The sequence below is a fragment of the Agrobacterium sp. CNPSo 2736 genome (assembly GCF_004005385.1).
Classification (GTDB): domain Bacteria; phylum Pseudomonadota; class Alphaproteobacteria; order Rhizobiales; family Rhizobiaceae; genus Agrobacterium; species Agrobacterium leguminum.
The window spans coordinates 17,471-35,015 of the sequence record NZ_RZTX01000015.1 but is presented as its reverse complement, the minus strand read 5'-3'; the positions used below and the strand labels follow the sequence as shown (position 1 = coordinate 35,015).

At 61.1% G+C, this 17,545-nt stretch carries 14 protein-coding genes; 8 read left to right on the top strand and 6 right to left on the bottom strand.

Going from position 1 to position 17,545, the window contains the following annotated elements:
- From EM858_RS20865 to EM858_RS20840, 5 genes are all read right to left on the bottom strand, one after another.
- Positions 1-1,578, bottom strand: a complete 1,578-nt coding sequence (locus tag EM858_RS20865) for a cytochrome ubiquinol oxidase subunit I (RefSeq protein ID WP_059756945.1) — start codon at positions 1,576-1,578, stop codon at positions 1-3.
- A 67-nt stretch (positions 1,579-1,645) separates the two neighbouring features.
- Positions 1,646-3,337 carry a thiol reductant ABC exporter subunit CydC gene (gene cydC, locus EM858_RS20860; RefSeq protein WP_127757847.1) on the bottom strand — a complete coding sequence of 564 codons (1,692 nt, stop codon included), beginning with the start codon at positions 3,335-3,337 and terminating at the stop codon, positions 1,646-1,648.
- The gene (gene cydD / locus EM858_RS20855) at positions 3,334-5,130 is read right to left on the bottom strand and encodes a thiol reductant ABC exporter subunit CydD (protein WP_127757893.1); all 1,797 of its coding nucleotides are present in this window, start codon (positions 5,128-5,130) and stop codon (positions 3,334-3,336) included. Before cydD ends, cydC begins: the two co-directional genes overlap by 4 nt.
- 17 nt (positions 5,131-5,147) lie before the next feature.
- Positions 5,148-5,726 (bottom strand): GbsR/MarR family transcriptional regulator, encoded by a 579-nt coding sequence (locus EM858_RS20850; RefSeq protein WP_127757846.1) that lies wholly within the window; start codon positions 5,724-5,726, stop codon positions 5,148-5,150.
- A 460-nt stretch (positions 5,727-6,186) separates the two neighbouring features.
- Positions 6,187-7,218, bottom strand: coding sequence for an L-idonate 5-dehydrogenase (locus EM858_RS20840; RefSeq protein ID WP_127757845.1), 1,032 nt, complete (start codon positions 7,216-7,218; stop codon positions 6,187-6,189).
- A 220-nt stretch (positions 7,219-7,438) separates the two neighbouring features.
- Between EM858_RS20840 and EM858_RS20835 the strand changes: the two genes are divergently transcribed.
- The 3 genes from EM858_RS20835 to EM858_RS20825 all read left to right on the top strand — a co-directional run bounded on the left by EM858_RS20835 (position 7,439) and on the right by EM858_RS20825 (position 10,282).
- A complete protein-coding gene (locus EM858_RS20835; protein ID WP_003522158.1) occupies positions 7,439-8,194 on the top strand; it encodes an SDR family oxidoreductase in 756 nt (251 codons plus the stop codon).
- Between the two features lie 51 nt (positions 8,195-8,245).
- Positions 8,246-9,139: an NAD(P)-dependent oxidoreductase gene (locus EM858_RS20830; RefSeq protein WP_127757892.1), complete on the top strand. Its 894-nt coding sequence runs from the start codon at positions 8,246-8,248 to the stop codon at positions 9,137-9,139.
- 159 nt (positions 9,140-9,298) lie between these two features.
- Positions 9,299-10,282 carry an aldose 1-epimerase gene (locus EM858_RS20825; protein ID WP_127757844.1) on the top strand — a complete coding sequence of 328 codons (984 nt, stop codon included), beginning with the start codon at positions 9,299-9,301 and terminating at the stop codon, positions 10,280-10,282.
- An 8-nt stretch (positions 10,283-10,290) separates the two neighbouring features.
- Here EM858_RS20825 and EM858_RS20820 read toward each other — a convergent pair whose 3' ends face one another.
- Positions 10,291-10,752 (bottom strand): Lrp/AsnC family transcriptional regulator, encoded by a 462-nt coding sequence (locus EM858_RS20820; RefSeq protein WP_003522155.1) that lies wholly within the window; start codon positions 10,750-10,752, stop codon positions 10,291-10,293.
- Positions 10,753-10,919: 167 nt separating this feature from the next.
- Between EM858_RS20820 and EM858_RS20815 the strand changes: the two genes are divergently transcribed.
- The 5 genes from EM858_RS20815 (at position 10,920) to glgB (ending at position 17,528) form a co-directional block, all read left to right on the top strand.
- The gene (locus tag EM858_RS20815) at positions 10,920-11,633 is read left to right on the top strand and encodes an aspartate/glutamate racemase family protein (RefSeq protein ID WP_080819962.1); all 714 of its coding nucleotides are present in this window, start codon (positions 10,920-10,922) and stop codon (positions 11,631-11,633) included.
- Positions 11,634-12,404 carry a class II glutamine amidotransferase gene (locus EM858_RS20810; RefSeq protein WP_127757843.1) on the top strand — a complete coding sequence of 257 codons (771 nt, stop codon included), beginning with the start codon at positions 11,634-11,636 and terminating at the stop codon, positions 12,402-12,404. It begins immediately after the preceding gene.
- A 165-nt stretch (positions 12,405-12,569) separates the two neighbouring features.
- A complete protein-coding gene (locus tag EM858_RS27210; protein WP_164865505.1) occupies positions 12,570-12,731 on the top strand; it encodes a hypothetical protein in 162 nt (53 codons plus the stop codon).
- A 127-nt stretch (positions 12,732-12,858) separates the two neighbouring features.
- Positions 12,859-15,321 carry a glycogen/starch/alpha-glucan phosphorylase gene (locus EM858_RS20800; protein WP_127757842.1) on the top strand — a complete coding sequence of 821 codons (2,463 nt, stop codon included), beginning with the start codon at positions 12,859-12,861 and terminating at the stop codon, positions 15,319-15,321.
- Positions 15,321-17,528, top strand: coding sequence for a 1,4-alpha-glucan branching protein GlgB (glgB, locus tag EM858_RS20795; RefSeq protein ID WP_080819957.1), 2,208 nt, complete (start codon positions 15,321-15,323; stop codon positions 17,526-17,528). The genes EM858_RS20800 and glgB overlap by 1 nt, the downstream gene beginning before the upstream one ends.
- Positions 17,529-17,545 lie beyond the last annotated feature (17 nt).

Genomic DNA, 17,545 nt, shown 5'->3' with positions numbered 1-17,545 from the left:
TTACTCCGCAGCGACGAGTTTTTCAGGAACGAGCGGCGCTTCCGGCTCATGGTCCGGCTCGGGGCCCTTGCGGATCGCCTTCAGCATCAGCCCCATTTCGACGATGAACAGCACCGTGTAGATGGCGATGAAACACAGGAGCGTGATGAGGACCGTGGAGGCGCTGAGGCTGGAGACGGCGGCGGCCGTGGGCAGCACGCCTTCGATGATCCACGGCTGGCGGCCGAATTCGGCCACCACCCAGCCCATTTCCGCCGCGATCCACGGCAGGGGAATGGCGAAGACCGCCACTTTCAGCAGCAGCGGATAATGATCCAGCCGGCGGCGGGCCGAAAGATAAAAGAACGTCGCCGTCAGCAGGATGAAGAAGATGCCAAGGCCGACCATGATGCGGAACGACCAGAACAGGGTCGGTACATGCGGAATGGTATCCGCCGCCGCCTTGGCGATCTGCTCTTCATTCGCCTGGCGCGGATCGTCGACATATCGTTTCAGCAGCAGGGCATAACCGAGCTCATGGCCGAGTTCGGCAAAGGTGCCGCGCACCTCTTCGGGCAACTCCGCGCCCTTGCCGGTGGCGCGTATCTGCATCAGCGCGTCATAGGCCTTGATACCGTCACGGATGCGGGTCTTGGCCTGCTCAACCAGATCGTTGATGCCCGGAATTTGCGTGTCGAGCGAGCGGGTGCCGATGAGGCCCATCACCCACGGGATCTTCACGGCGAAATGCGTTTCGCGCGCTTCCTGATCGGGAAACCCGATGGCCGTGAAGGGGGCCGGGGCCGGCTCGGTTTCCCACATGGCCTCGATGGAGGCGAGTTTCATCTTCTGGTGTTCGGTGGAGAGATAGCCGCTTTCATCACCCAGCACGACGACCGACAGCGCGGACGCCAGACCGAAGGAGGCGGCAACCGTCATCGAACGCTTGGCGAGATCGACATGACGGCCCTTCAGCACATACCAGGCCGAAACGCCGAGCACGAAGATGGAGGCCGTAACATAACCCGCAGACACCGTGTGAACGAACTTCGCCTGCGCCACCGGGTTGAACAGGACCTCGAAGAAGTCAGTCACTTCCATGCGCATGGTCTGGGGATTGAAGGCGGAGCCCGTCGGGTTCTGCATCCAGCCATTGGCGATCAATATCCATAGCGCCGAAAAATTCGAACCGAGCGCCACGCACCATGTCGCGACGAGATGGCCGAGTTTCGACAATTTATCCCAGCCGAAAAAGAACAGCCCGACGAAGGTGGCTTCCAGGAAGAAGGCCATCATGCCCTCGATGGCCAGCGGCGCGCCGAAAATATCGCCGACATAGTGGCTGTAATAACTCCAGTTCATGCCGAACTGGAATTCCATGACGATACCGGTGGAAACGCCGAGCACGAAATTGATGCCGAACAGGGTGCCCCAGAATTTCGTCATCTGCCGCCAGACCGTGCGGCCGGTCATGACATAGACCGTTTCCATGATGGCGATCACCACCGATAGTCCGATCGTCAGGGGAACGAACAGAAAGTGATATAAAGCCGTCACTGCAAATTGCAGGCGCGACAGCGCCACTATGTCGAGTTCCATAGTCCTATCCACCTTTTCCGGAAGGCCGGCCTTCCATTTCAAAGACGACGCCGGCTCTCAAAAAATCTCAGTCCGGGCGCAGTGTCTCCAGCACTACGCCGTATTCCGGGGTGCCGCTTTGACATTCATCAAATTGACGCCCCTCTTTCAGCACGATGACGCGATCGGCAAATTCCGCCTCGCGGCGATTATGGGTGATCATCACGACTGTCTTTCCCGCTGCCCTCGCAAACAGCCGAGCGAGCACGTCACGGGCGGTCTCGCCGTCCAGCCCTTCCGTCACCTCGTCGAGAAGCCAGAGCGGCCGGTTAGCCAGCAGGAAACGGGCGAGCGCCAGCCGGCGCGACTGACCGCCGGAAAGCCCCTGGCCCGCCTCGCCGAGCCTTGTCTCCAGCCCGGCGGCCAGGGATTTGACGTGTTCGGCAAGGCCTGCCGCATCGAGCGCGTCCCATAACTCGGCCCCGGTTGCGGCGGGTTTCGCCAGCCGCAGATTGTCGGCGATGCTGTCGCGGAAAAGCTGGCTGCGCTGCGTCATGAGAGTGGACGGCAAGGCGTTGACCGTGCCCGCAGCCGGCCGCAATTCACCCGCCAGAAGCTGGATGAGGCTTGTCTTGCCCGCACCGCTCTGGCCGATGATGGCAACCCGTTCCCCGGAAGCGATTGCAAGGCTGATATTCGTCAGGACGGGGTTGTCGTTCCCTTCCCGCTCCAGACGCACGTTTTTGAGCTCTGCCGCCATGCCGTTGACCGGCGAGACGGGACAGCGGCCCTCAGCCGTTGCTGAAAGACGCGGCGCGATGCGCCTTGCGGAAAACAGCGTGCGCCCAAGCTCCATCGCCCCACGACGAAGCGCCGTGAAAGGCTCCAGCGCGGCAAAACAGACGAGCAGCCCGAGCGCCGCGGCCGGCGCGCTCACCGCCCCCTGTTCCGCAAGCCAGGCCATGCCGAGAAGGGCTGTACTCAAAAGAACGGCCGCTGAAACCCCGAAGGAAAAACCGGCACTGGTCTCGATGCGGTTCAGGGTATCATCGCAGGCAGAGAGGTAATCATCCGCCCGTTTCACCGCCGCGACCTGCGCGGAAAGGCGGCCGGTGGTCAAGAGCTCCGTCTGCCCGCTCACGAGGTCGGCCGTGCGGGCACGAAGGGCTTCCAGCCCGATTGCCCGGCGGCGCGAGAATGTTTCCGCCCGCAAGGCGGCGCGAACCGAAATTCCAAGCCCCGCCGCGACGAGGAAAACCGCCGCCAGAATGCCCGCCAGAGGATGGAGAAAAGCAAGCCCGAGACCTGTCGCGATTGCGGCAAGGATCGCGACAGCGGCGGGAACCAGCACGCGCAGATAAAGCGAATCCAGCGCATCGATATCCGCCGTAAGCCGGTTGAGCAGGCGCGCAGGCCTCGCCTCCAGGGATTTCGCGGCCTGCGGCGCGGCAAAGCCGCGAAACAGCTTTTCCCGAAGGGCTGCAAGCACGGAAAGCGTGGCGTCATGGGTCGTCATGCGTTCGCCGTAACGGGCGGCGGTGCGCGCCAGCGCCAGAAGGCGAATGGCGGCCGAAGGCGCAAAGACATCGAAGGCATAGGCCGTTGCCGGCAGAAGACCGGCAATCGCCGTTGCGGTGATGAACCAGCCGGAAACACCGAGAAGGCCGATGCCCGCCAGCACCGTCATTACCGCCAGAGCCGCACCCGCCATCAACATGCCGCGCCGTGCCGACCAGAACAGGCCGATAATGGGTTTCAATATCGCAAAACGTGCGATCATGGCTGCCCCCTCGAATGGATCGCCGTCATATCCACGATCCTGTCCATGCGCGCCGCAAGCACCGGATCATGGGTCGCGACGATCAATGTCCTGCCATTTGCCAGTTGCAGCAGGTTATCCGTGACGAGAGCCGCCGTTTCCCGGTCGAGGTGGGCTGTCGGCTCATCGGCCAGAACAAGCTGCGTTGCGGGGTCAGCGAAAGCACGCGCAATGGCAAGCCGCACCGCCTCCCCGCCCGAGATTCCATATCCGCCATCGCCGATCTGCAGATGCCGGCGCGCATGTGACAAGCCATCGAGCCCGGTGCGGCGCAGCGTCTCTTCCACCATGCCCTCAGTGACAACCGAACGGCCGAAGCGAATATTCGCCTTCAGCGAACCGGCAAAAAAGAACGGCTTCTGGCTGACCCAGCCAATCGTCCTGCGCAGCCCATCCGCCGTCGCATTATCGAGCTTGACGCCGCCGATCCTGATCGAGCCCTCTCCAGCCTCGGCCAGCCCGGCAATCAAGGAGAGTACAGTGGATTTGCCACAACCGGAAGGCCCAAGAATTGCTACCCGCTCACCCTGTTGAACGGTCAGGTTGAGATTTTGGATGACAGGTGGGTTGCTCGGATAAGCGAAGGAGAGATTATCTATCTCCAGCAGGCCGGGCGTCGGGGCTGCGACAGACGCCACATCCACGCCCTCGCCTGCGATGGCCGCACCGCCGGCCGTCAATTTGCCGAGCGCATCGAGCGCCGCTTCACCGGCCGCGCGGTCGTGCCAGACGGCGGAGAGTTCCCGCAGCGGTTCGAAAAAGGCCGGCGCCAGCAGCAGGATGAAGAGGCCTTCGGCAAGCGTCAGCTTGTGACCCCAGGCTCCGAAATCGAGAAAACCGAGCAGATGAAAACCGATATAGACGGCGGTCATGGCAACGCCGAGCGCTGCGAAAAGCTCCAGCACCGCCGAGGAGAGAAAGGCGATCCTGAGCACCGCCATCGTCCGCTTCTTCAGGTTCTGCGCATCGGCGTTGAGACGCTCCGCCGTCAGATCGACGGCTTCAAGCGTGCGGATTGTCTCCAGCCCGCGCAGGCGATCGAGCAGGAAGGCATTCATATTGCCCGTCTCGGCAAGCTGCTTCTCGCTGGCGGCCTTGGCCTGCCAGCCGATGAGCGCCATGAAAAGCGGGATGGTTGGCATGGCGAGCAGCAACACCAGCGCCGCAATCCAGGTAAAGGGCAGGATCGCCAACACAAAAACCAGCGGCACGACGGTCGCCTTCATCCGCGCCGGCTGGAAACGGGAAAGATAAGGCACCAGCGCTTCTGCCGCCTCGGCCACGACGCCTGCCGCCTCACCGGAGGCGGTGCGCGACAGATCGAGCGGGGAAACCTTCGCCACGGCCTGCAGCGCTTCCAGCCGCCGCTGCGACAGCGCCGCGCGAGCGGCACGAAACGACAGCCGCGCCGCGATCTTTTCCAGCCATGCCTTGATGAGGCCGAGGATGAGAACCGCCGCCGCAGCCGGCACGATCACCATCATCGGCGCGCCATCGGCAATTCTTCCGACTGAAAAGGCGAGCAGACCTGCCTGCGGCAACCAGAGTAAAGCCGCCAGCACATGCAGCAGGGCAACGGATCTCCCAACCGCCGGCGGGCGTGTCATTTTCGCCCGGCCGGCAGCCCTGTCGTGGGGGGTTTTGCGATTGGCATTGCTGAAGAAGCGCCGACTCGTCGCGTCGGATGAGACTCCAACCGGAGCGGGACAGACTGCCCCGTCACCATTGGCCCCCTGGCGGATTTCCACGGACACGCTCACGGTAGATCTCCTCACCCGTCCTTCTTCGCGCCACGGGGTCTGGCGAGGGAGACGATCTTGTCCTTGGCCTCCAGAAGCTTCGTGACCTTCGAACCGAGCGCCAGAAGCGAAGCCAGCCTTTCCGTCTCCAGCCGCTTCACATCGTCATACCAGCCGGTCAGTTGCTCGATCAGCGTCCTCATCTCGTCGATGCGCTTTTGCGCATGCCGCTCATCTTCGTTTTCCGGCGTTTCCATCAGAATTTCGCGCAGCACGCTGAGCGTCGGATCGATCTCGCGCTTCTTGCGCTCTTCGGCAAGGGTGCGCAGAATTTGCCAGACATCGTCAGGCGTCGTGAAAAAATCGCGCCGGTCGCCGGGAAAATGCTTGAGAATTGCAAGGTTCCACGCCTGCAACTCCTTCAGGCTCATCGACACGTTGGAACGGGAGATGCCGAGCGCCTCCACAATCTCGTCCGCACACAATGGCTGCGGCGAAATATAAAGCAAAGCATAGACTTGGCCGACAGTGCGGTTGATGCCCCAGCGGCTGCCCATCTCACCGAAATGCAGCACGAAGGACTGAACGAGCGGGGAAAGGCTGGTTGGCATTTTTACGTTTCCTGAATTTTCAGTAATTTCTGAAATTTCGATAACGCAAAAAACGACGAGCGGCAAATCACCTTTTTGACCTGCGTCAAAATGTGCAAATGGACAGAGACGACCTCGGTAAAGACGGTCGTGGACGCAGCCAGGAGCCAAATATGCGGCGATCGTGTTAGGGGGTATGACAGGCTGGGGCGTTTGCTGGCGTCCGTCACTTTCCCTCCGTCATTCCGGCCTTGAGCCGGAATCCAGCCAGCCCAAGTCCTTGGGCTGAAAGGACTCTCTCGCCGCGCAGACGCGCGTCGGCTAGATTCCGGCTCAAGGCCGGAATGACGTACCTAAAGCAGTTGATGATATCGATAACATCTTCACGAGTCTCCACGGGCAAGAACCCGCCGAAAAAATCGGCGGCGGGAGGACCCGCCGCCGATCGAAACGTCGGCGCATTCGCGCGTAGAAACCCTGCTTACGAAAAAGCGATCTGCACCTTCATTGCGCGGCTGCGGTCCGAGGCGAATTCGAAGGCCGAGATGGCGTCGGCGAGATCGACGGTCTGGGTGATGAACGGCTTGACGTCGATCAGGCCCTTGCGCATCAATTCCACACCGGTGGCGAATTCCTCGTGGAAGCGGAAAGAGCCGCGCAGATCCAGTTCCTTGGCGGTGATCGCCATCATCGGCAGGCTCATATCGCCGCCAAGACCGAGCTGGACGATGATGCCGCGCGGACGAAGCGCCGCAATGCCGCCGGCAAGCGCCACGGCCGCGCCCGAGCATTCATAGAGAACATCGAAGGTTCCCTTGTTCGCGCCATAGGCGGCAAGTGCGTCGGGCTCATGCTTGCTGTTGATGACACGATCCGCACCCGCTTCTTTCGCCTTGGCGAGCGTGAAATCCGAAAGGTCTGTGGCGACGATTTCAGCGGCGCCGGCGCGGCGCGCGGCCAGAATGGACAGAATGCCGATAGGGCCGCAGCCGGTGACGAGCACACGTTTCCCCAGCAAATCACCGGCGCGGCGCGTGGCATGCAGCGTCACCGCCAGCGGCTCCGCCATGGCGGCCTCGCCGGCGCTGAGCCCATCGGCCGGCACGCATTGCAGGGCGTCCGCCACCAGAACCTCGCGAAAAGCGCCTTGAATATGCGGGAAAGGCATGGCGCTGCCATAAAAGCGCATGTTGAGGCACTGGTTGTGCAGGCCTTCCTGGCAGAAACGGCAGGTTCTGCAAGGGCGGGACGGCGAAACGGCCACCAGGCCGCCGACCTTCAGCCCTTCCACGCCCTCGCCCATTTCTTCGATGACGGCGGAGACCTCATGGCCGAGCACCATGGGTTCACGAAGCCGCACCGCGCCGAAACCGCCATGGTTGTAATAATGCAGATCGCTGCCGCAAATTCCGCCCCGGACCAGACGAAGCCGCACTTCTCCCGGCCCCGGCGCTTCCTCCGGCCGCTCCTCGATGCGCACATCCTTTGCCCCATGGGCAACAATCGCTCTCATAAATATCTCCCGTTCGACATCGTGCCTGAGCGGCGCGACAAAATAATCCGCATCCCTGTCACCGCCGCCTGCCGCGCATTTGCACGTCGTGCGGCCTCCCCGCCCGCCCGATCCGTACCGAAACCGGGCGTTTAAGCCTTGACATCCACGTCTGAAAGGGATGAATGTTATCGATAACATAAACCTGTATGAATGCAATGTCGAGAGACTGGAGGAAACAGTGGGCCTTAAATTGTTCGATCTTTCCGGCCGCCGCGCCCTGATCACGGGTTCGTCCCAGGGCATCGGCTTCGCGCTTGCGCAAGGGCTGGCGGAAGCGGGAGCGGAAGTGGTGCTGAACGGGCGCGACGAGGCGAAGCTGAAAGCCGCCGCCGCCGGCATCAAGGGCGCCAAAACGCTTGCCTTCGACGCCACCGATCATGAAGCGGTACGCAAAGCCATCGACGGTTTCGAGGCGGAAGTCGGCCCCATCGATATTCTGGTCAACAATGCCGGCATGCAGCACCGCACGCCGCTTGAGGATTTTCCGGCGGATGCCTTCGAGCGCCTGCTGCAGACCAACATCGCCTCGGTGTTCCATGCCGGACAGGCGGCCGCGCGCCATATGATCAGCCGCGGCCGTGGCAAGATCATCAACATCGCCAGCGTTCAGACCGCCCTTGCCCGCCCCGGCATCGCGCCCTACACCGCCACCAAGGGCGCCGTCGGCAACCTGACGAAAGGCATGGCGACGGACTGGGCCAAATACGGCCTGCAATGCAACGCCATCGCACCCGGTTATTTCGATACGCCGCTCAACGCGGCCCTGGTGGCGGACGAGACCTTCTCGGCATGGCTTGAAAAGCGCACGCCCGCCGGTCGCTGGGGCAAGGTCGAAGAGCTTGTCGGCGCCTGCATTTTCCTGTCGTCCGATGCCTCGTCCTTCGTGAACGGGCATATTCTCTATGTCGACGGCGGCATCACCGCTTCGCTTTAAAAACACCGAAACGACGACACCACGACACTTTGGGAGGAGGCCGTGAACACCATGACCGAGAAGAACAAAGTCGCCCTGATCGGCGCCGGCGCCATGGGCGGGGCAATCGGCACACGGCTCATCGAGACCGGAAATCAGCTGACGGTTTTCGATCTGGATGCGGAAAAGGTGGCGGCGCTGACGAGCCTTGGCGCGCAGAGCGCGGGTACGGCGGCGGAAGCGGCTTCGGTTTCCGATGTGGTGATCCTCAGCCTCAATTCGCCGAAAATCGTTCGCATCGCCGTCTTCGGCAAGGATGGCGTGGCGGCGGGGGCGAAGCCGGGCACGCTCATCATCGACATGTCCTCCATCGACCCGGAAGCGACGAAGGAACTGGCTGCCGATGCTGCCGAAAAAGGCCTGCGCTGGGTGGACAGCCCGCTTTCGGGCGGCGCGCCCAAGGCGCTCATCGGGCAATTGACGCTGATGGCCGGCGGCAGCGAAACGGATGTGGCCGATGCGCACCGCGTGCTGCAGCATGTGGCCAGCAATTACACCCACATGGGACCCTGCGGTGCGGGGCAGACGACGAAACTCATCAACCAGGTTCTGTGCGGGCTGAACTTCCTTGCGGTGGCGGAAGCAACGCAGCTTGCGCTGGATGCCGGCGTCGATGCCGCCAAAATCCCGCAGGCGCTGAAGGGCGGCCGCGCCGACAGCGCCATCCTGCAGGAATACATGCCGCGTTATGTGGCCAAGGATTACCGCCGCACCGGCCGCATCGACAACATGGTGAAAGACCTCAACGGCGCGCAGGATCTCGCCCGGCGCACCAACACGGCCATGCCGCTGACGGCGGTTTGCGCCGAGGTGCACCGCATGCTGACGGCGGCCGGGCTGGGTGGAGAGGACCAGGCCGCGCTGATGGAATATTTCAGCGGCGCGAAACGGACCTTTCCGGACTGATTGCCCGACAGACATGGGATGGCAGGAGCCTGTTGATACAGCCCTTGCGGACCCTTAACGGCCATTGCGAAATTGTCCTTCACCGAAGATGATCGGGCGAATCGGCACGGCAGCTGCCCCGATGACCGCAGACGCATGCATGCAAAGGACAATTTCCCGATGACACCCTCCACCACAGGCACGGGGATTGCCGGTCTGACCGTTTCTGGAAACGGTTTCATTGCCGAAATCGCTTACGAGGGCGCGACGCTTCTAAGCTGGCAGCCGGTCTCTGCCCATGGCGGCGAAGGCGAAAATCTTGTCGACGGATATTCGACGCCTGCCGAAATGCAGTCGCAAAACGGCGTCAGAAACGGCATTCTCGCACCCTTCACCAATCGCATACCGGATGGTCGGTTCAGTTTTGGCGGGCAGATGCACCGCATTGAGCCGGTGCTTGCCCATGAAGCCCTCGTCTTCCACGGATTTGCCAGAGCCCTGCCCTTCGCGCTTGCGCAGTCTTCCGAGAAAAACGGCGCTCACATTCTCGTCTTCCGCGCCGAAATAGCGCCTGCGGATTTCAAGGGTTATCCCTACCGTCTCGCCATCGAGGTGGAATATCGTTTCGCCGGCCATGAGATCACCATCGACATACGCGGCATCAATCGCGACGACCGGCTCCTGCCTTTCGCCGCCGGCTGGCATCCCTATTTCCGCCTGCCCGGCACGACGTCTATCGACGATCTTCTCCTCACGCTGCCCTCGCGAACGGCGATTGAAACAGACGAGGACCTGATCCCCCTGCGCAACCCACAGGGCGGGATAGTCAAACGGGACGACACCCGCTTTCTCCATGCGCCGCTGGCAGGCCATGTGCTTGATGTCTGCTTTACCGACCTCATCGCATCCGAAAACGGGCTTTACGAGACGAGGCTCGAAAACCGGCACGACGGTTCGAGCCTGACGGTATGGCAGGAGCGCGGGCACATGCATGTCTTCACCGGCGATACGCTCGCCCGCAACAGGCGGCAATCCATCGCGCTCGAACCGGTGGAAACGCCGACCAACGCCTTCAACCAGCCGGAACTCGCGGATGCGATTGCGCTGCAACCGGGCGAGACGCGAAGCTTCCGCTTCGGTGTTCGTTTCGTGGCGGGGCGCTGATCAAGGCTCTAGATATGTGTCGTCGGCAGCGAAGACGACAACTTCACGGTCTCCATGGAGATATAGGCGGACATGTCGTAAAGCTCGACGCGGCGCAGGATCTGTTTGTAGATCGTGTCGTAATATTCGACATTCGGCAGCACGAGTTTCAGAATATAGTCGAAATTGCCGGTCAGCCGGTGAACCTCGACAATTTCCGGTATGGTGCTGACGGCGGCATGGAACCGGTCCAGCCAGTCCTCCGCATGCAGGCCGGTTCTCACCAGCAGGAAAACCGTGGTCGGCAGGTTGATCTTGCGCCGGTCGAGCAGCGCCATCGTACCCGTCACATAACCTTCCGCCCGCAACCGCGTGATGCGCCGCGAACAGGCCGATAGCGACAGCGACACTTCCTCCGCAATGTCGGCAAGCGGCGTTTCAGCATTTTCCTGGAGAATCGCAAGGATTCGGCGGTCCCGATCATCAATCATCGGTGAAGAATGCACAGGTTAACGCAATGGCGCAAGAAGTTTGCGATATTTTGACAAATAGCGCCTCAACTTTGCATATATGCCGCGAAATCCCTGCAAAAACGCATGCCGTTTTCGCCCCGACGATGGCATTCTTATTTCCAATCAAACTTGATAAGGGAACTCTTATGAAACGGATCGGCCTGATCGGCGGCATGAGCTGGGAATCCACCGCAACCTATTACCGCATGATCAACGAGGCCGTGCGCGACAGCCGCGGCGGGCTGGTTTCGGCCGACATCGTCATGCATTCGCTCGATTTTTCCGAGGTCGTCGCCCTTCAGAAGGCCGATCGCTGGGATGAGGCTGGTGCGCTTCTGGGTGCGGCCGGCGCGCGCCTTGCCAATGCGGGCGCCGATTGCGTGCTGATCTGCACCAACACCATGCATCTGGTCGCGGACACCGTGGAGAAGATGTCCGGCGTGGCGCTGATCGACATCATCGATGAAACCGCCGCAGCCCTGAAGGCGGACGGACGCCGCAAGCCGCTGCTGCTCGCCACCCGCTACACGATGGAACACGGTTTCTATACCGACCGCATGCGCCGCCACGGCGTCGAGGTGGTCGTGCCCGATGCGGAAGACCGGGTTGCGATCCACGACATCATCTTCGGCGAACTTTGCCAGGGCGAAATCAAGTCCTGTTCGCGCGAGCGCTATCTCGCGGTCATCGAGAAGGCCCGCGCACTCGGTGTCGATTCCGTCATCCTCGGCTGCACCGAGATTTCACTGCTGATCGACCCCGACGCGTTGCCGCTGCCGGGTTACGATTCGACCGCCATTCACGCGAAGGCCGCCGTCGGCTTCGCGCTCGGAAACAAGGCCCTGAACAGAGCCGCATGAATGTGCCGCCTCTTTGCCTATTCCGGTAAACCGGACTGGCTCGACAGTCTGCTGATCGAGCCGGAAGCATCGCTGGTCAGCCAGTCCATGGCCGCAAGGGAAGCGAAAACCGTCGTCAATGGCGATGGTTGCGGCCTTGGCTGGTATGGCGAACGCGGAACGCCCGGCGTTTTTCGCGATACGAGGCCCGCGTGGTCCGATGCCAATCTGGCGGCGCTTTGCCACCAGCTCCGCTCGGGCATGTTCATGGCCCATGTCCGCTCCGCCACGTCAGGCGAAGTGTCCCGCGCCAATTGCCATCCCTTTGCGCATGAGCGATACCTGTTCATGCATAACGGCCAGATCGGCGGTTACGAGCAGATCAGGCGCGATATCGATTCCCTCATTCCCGACGATATCTATGCATCCCGGCGCGGCACCGGCGACAGCGAAGCCCTTTTCCTGATTGCCGCCGGGCATGGCCTCGACACCGAGCCGGTTCGCGCCATTTCCACCGCGCTGCGGCTCTGCCAGGAAAAGATGACGGCGGCAGGCGTGTCTTCCGCGCTGCGATTCAGCGCCGTTCTTATGGATGGCGATTGCCTGCATGCCTTCCGCTGGTCGAGCGACGACAAGCCGCCGACACTCTACTGGCGAGGGCTCGATGACGGCATCGCATTGAGTTCCGAACCCTTTTCCTTCGATTGCGCACCCTGGTGCGCCGTTCCCCCGAATACCAGGGTGACGATCCGCGCCGGCGAGATGGCGATGGAGCCTTTTCTCCTGCCGTAAACAGCGCCATTGGCGACAATCGCAGCCGGTTTTTACGCCCGCGCCACCACGGGTCGGCGCAGCAGTGGCGCTGCCCTGTTTATTTTCCCTGTTTATTTTCATTGAATTTTCGCAACCGCGAAGGCTAGTGTGTGATCCGATAGTTCGAAACAGATTTCAGGACCGGTGAACCATTTCAGAAGTATTGCAGCCTCTTCCCCTTTTCCGCGCGATGCCCGGCATCGCAAGGACCAAGAAAATCCGCTGAAGAACGGCGCAGACAGGGCGATCAATGCCTTCGGCGATCCTTTGGACGCCGAGAAAAACACTTATTTTTCATTGCGCTAAGCTGTTCAATTTTCCGAAAAAATTGCTGTTGCCACGCCTCCATATCGATGCATAAACTGGCATCAGCAAAGGCAAACCGGATCGACCTCATCAGACCCTCTCCTCCCACCAAGGTGCTGACCGACCAATGATCAATAATCTTAACGCCGCCGATCTTCCCCGTCCCGCCCCGCGCAGTTCCAACCCGGAAATCATGGCGTCGGAAATCATCGAACGCCTCACCTACCGTATCGGCAAGGATGTCAAGGTTGCCAAGCCCCATGACTGGCTGACCGCAACCATCCTCGTCGTGCGCGACCGCATCATCGACAAGTGGATGGAATCCACCCGCAAGGCCTATGCCAACAATTCCAAGCGCGTTTATTACCTGTCGCTCGAATTCCTGATCGGCCGCCTGATGCGCGACGCCATCTCCAATATCGGCCTTATGCACGAAATCCGCGATGCCCTGTCTTCGCTCGGCGTCGATCTGGATGTCATCGCCGGGCTGGAGCCGGATGCGGCGCTCGGCAATGGCGGTCTCGGCCGGCTTGCGGCCTGTTTCATGGAATCCATGGCAACGGTCGACATTCCCGCCTATGGCTACGGCATCCGTTACGTGCACGGCCTCTTCCGCCAGCAGATGGCGGATGGCTGGCAGGTGGAACTGCCGGAAACCTGGCTGGCGCACGGCAACCCCTGGGAATTCGAGCGCCGCGAAAGCTCCTATGAAATCGGCTTCGGCGGCTCGGTGGAAACCATCGGCGGTTATGAAGATCCGCAGCGTTTCGTCTGGAAACCAGCGGAACGCGTGATCGCCATGGCTTACGATACGCCGGTCGTCGGCTGGCGCGGCACCCGCGTCAATACGCTCCGCCTGTGGTCGGCGCAGCCTATCGACCCCATTCTGCTGGCCGCCTTCAACGCCGGCGACCATATCGGCGCATTGCGGGAAAGCAACAAGGCGGAAAGCCTGACGCGGGTTCTCTATCCTGCGGACGCGACGCCCGCCGGTCAGGAACTGCGCCTCAGACAGGAGTTCTTCTTCTCCTCGGCCTCGCTGCAGGACATTCTGCGCCGCCATTTGCAGCAATATCCCGATTTCACCTCGCTGCCCGAGAAGGTCTCGATCCAGCTCAACGATACGCATCCGGCCATTTCCATCGCCGAAATGATGCGTCTTCTGTGCGATGTGCACGGGCTGGAATTCGAGGAAGCGTGGAAGATCACGCAGGGCACGTTCTCCTATACCAACCACACGCTTCTGCCGGAGGCGCTGGAAAGCTGGCCGGTGCCGCTGCTCGAGCGTCTTCTGCCAAGACATATGCAGATCGTCTATGCGATCAACGCCAATACGCTGGTCTACGCCCGCAAGGAAAAGAAGATGGCCGATCAGCAGATCCGTTCGATCTCGCTGATCGATGAAGGCGGCGAACGCCGCGTGCGCATGGGCAACCTCGCTTTCATCGGCTCGCATTCCATCAACGGCGTTTCCGCCCTTCATACAGACCTGATGAAGGAAACGGTCTTTGCCGACCTGCACAGCCTTTATCCTGACCGTATCAACAACAAGACCAATGGCATCACACCGCGCCGCTGGCTGATGCAGTGCAATCCGGGCCTCACCAGCCTGCTGCGCGAGGCGATCGGCGACGATTTCCTCGACGATGCGGAAAAGCTGACTGCGCTCGACCGTTTTGCCGACGATGCCGGTTTCCGCGAAAAATTCGCCGAGGTGAAGCGTCTGAACAAGGTGCGGCTTGCCAATACGGTGGCGCAGCGCATGGGCATCCGCGTCGATCCCTCGGCCATGTTCGACATCCAGATCAAGCGTATCCATGAATATAAGCGCCAGCTTCTGAACCTCGTGGAGACGGTCGCGCTTTATGACCAGATCCGTTCTCACCCGGAACTGGATTGGGTGCCGCGCGTTAAGTTCTTCGCAGGCAAGGCGGCGCCGAGTTATCACAACGCGAAGCTGATCATAAAGCTTGCCAACGATATTGCCCGGGTCATCAACAACGATCCGGCCGTGCGCGGGCTTCTTAAAGTGGTGTTTGTTCCGAACTATAACGTCTCGCTTGCGGAAATCATGGTTCCCGCCGCCGATCTTTCCGAACAGATATCGACGGCCGGCATGGAAGCTTCCGGCACCGGCAACATGAAATTCGCACTCAACGGCGCGCTCACCATCGGCACGCTCGATGGCGCCAATGTCGAAATGCGCGATCATGTCGGCGCGGAGAATATCGTCATCTTCGGCATGACGGCGGATGACGTGGCCAAGGCGCGTGCCGAAGGCCACAATCCCCGCGCGATCATCGAAGGATCGGCCGAGCTGTCGCAGGCGCTGTCTTCCATCGCCTCCGGCGTCTTCTCGCCGGATGACCGCTCCCGTTTCGCCGGCCTGATCGACGGTATCTACAACAGCGACTGGTTCATGGTCGCCGCCGACTTCGACGCCTATGCCAATGCGCAGCGCGAGGTGGACGCGATCTGGAGCGATCCGGACAGCTGGTATGCCAAGACAGTGCGCAACACGGCGCGCATGGGCTGGTTCTCGTCCGACCGGACAATCCGCCAATATGCCACCGAGATCTGGAGAGCCTGATGAAAAAACCGCTCAATTCGGCCGAAGAGAAAAAGACTGGCGAAATCACGAAGGCTGAAATCGAGGCGATCAAGAGCGGTTTGCATTCCAATCCCTTTGCCCTTCTCGGCGTTCACGAAACGCCGGAAGGGTTTTCCGCCCGCTGTTTCATTCCGGGCGCCGAGGAGGTTTCCGTCCTGACGCTGGACGGAAATTTCGTGGGCGAATTGAAGCGGCTCGATCCGGACGGCTTTTTCGAAGGCCGGATCGATCTTTCGAAGCGCCAGCCGGTGCGGTATCGCGCCAGCCGCGACGATGCCGAATGGGCGGTGACCGACCCTTACAGTTTCGGCCCGGTTCTCGGCCCCATGGACGATTATTTCGTCCGCGAAGGATCGCATCTGCGGCTCTTCGACAGGATGGGCGCGCATCCGCTGAAGCTCGAGGGCGTCGAAGGCTTCCACTTCGCCGTCTGGGCTCCCAATGCGCGGCGCGTTTCCGTCGTCGGCGATTTCAACAATTGGGATGGCCGCCGGCATGTCATGCGGTTCCGCAAGGATACCGGCATCTGGGAAATCTTCGCGCCTGACGTCTATGCCGGCTGTGCCTACAAGTTCGAAATCCTCGGCGCAAACGGAGAGCTTCTGCCGTTGAAGGCAGACCCCTATGCACGCCGCGCCGAGTTGCGGCCGAAGAACGCCTCCGTTACCGCGCCGGAACTCACCCAGAAATGGGAAGATCAGGCTCACCGGGAACATTGGGCGCAGGTGGACCAGCGCCGCCAGCCGATCAGCATTTACGAGGTGCATGCCGGCTCCTGGCAGCGCCGCGAGGACGGCACGTTCCTGAGCTGGGACGAACTCGCCGCCCAGCTCATTCCCTATTGCACGGATATGGGCTTCACCCATATCGAGTTCCTGCCCATCACCGAACATCCCTATGACCCTTCCTGGGGTTACCAGACGACCGGGCTTTATGCGCCATCCGCCCGTTTCGGCGATCCGGAGGGCTTTGCGCGTTTCGTCAATGGCGCCCACAAGGTCGGCATCGGCATCCTGCTCGATTGGGTTCCGGCGCATTTTCCAACCGACGAGCACGGCTTGCGCTGGTTCGACGGCACGGCGCTTTACGAACATGCCGATCCGCGCCAGGGTTTTCACCCCGATTGGAACACGGCCATCTATAATTTCGGCCGCATCGAGGTAATGTCCTACCTCATCAACAATGCGCTTTATTGGGCCGAGAAATTCCATCTCGACGGCCTGCGTGTCGATGCGGTCGCCTCGATGCTCTATCTCGATTATTCCCGCAAGGAAGGCGAGTGGATCCCCAATGAATATGGCGGCCGCGAGAATCTCGAATCCGTCCGCTTCCTGCAGAAGATGAATTCCCTCGTCTACGGCACCCATCCGGGTGTCATGACGATTGCCGAGGAGTCCACCTCCTGGCCGAAAGTATCGCAGCCCGTCCACGAGGGCGGCCTCGGCTTCGGCTTCAAATGGAACATGGGCTTCATGCACGACACGCTGAGTTATTTCTCGCGCGAGCCGGTGCATCGCAAGTTTCACCATCAGGAACTAACCTTCGGCCTGCTTTACGCCTTCAGCGAAAATTTCGTGCTGCCGCTTTCCCATGACGAGGTGGTGCACGGCAAGGGATCGCTGATCGCCAAGATGTCCGGCGACGACTGGCAGAAATTCGCCAATCTGCGGTCCTATTACGCCTTCATGTGGGGTTATCCCGGCAAGAAGCTGCTGTTCATGGGGCAGGAATTCGCACAATGGAGCGAATGGAGCGAAAAGGGCTCGCTCGACTGGAACCTGCGCCAATATCCGATGCATGAGGGCATGCGCCGCCTCGTGCGCGATCTCAACCTCACCTACCGTTCAAAACCCGCTTTGCACGCCCGCGACTGCGAACCGGAAGGTTTCCGCTGGCTTGTGGTGGATGACCACGACAATTCCGTCTTTGCCTGGCTGCGCATGGCGCCGGGTGAAAAACCGGTGGCGGTCATCTGCAATCTCACGCCGGTCTATCGGGAAAATTACTATGTGCCGCTTCCGCTTGCGGGGCGGTGGAGGGAGATTCTCAACACCGATGCCGAAATTTATGGCGGCAGCGGCAAGGGAAATGGCGGACGCGTTCAGGCGGTCGATGCCGGGGGAGACATCGGGACAATGCTCGTGCTGCCGCCACTCGCAACGATCATGCTCGAGCCGGAAAACTGACAGACAGAGAGGGAGGA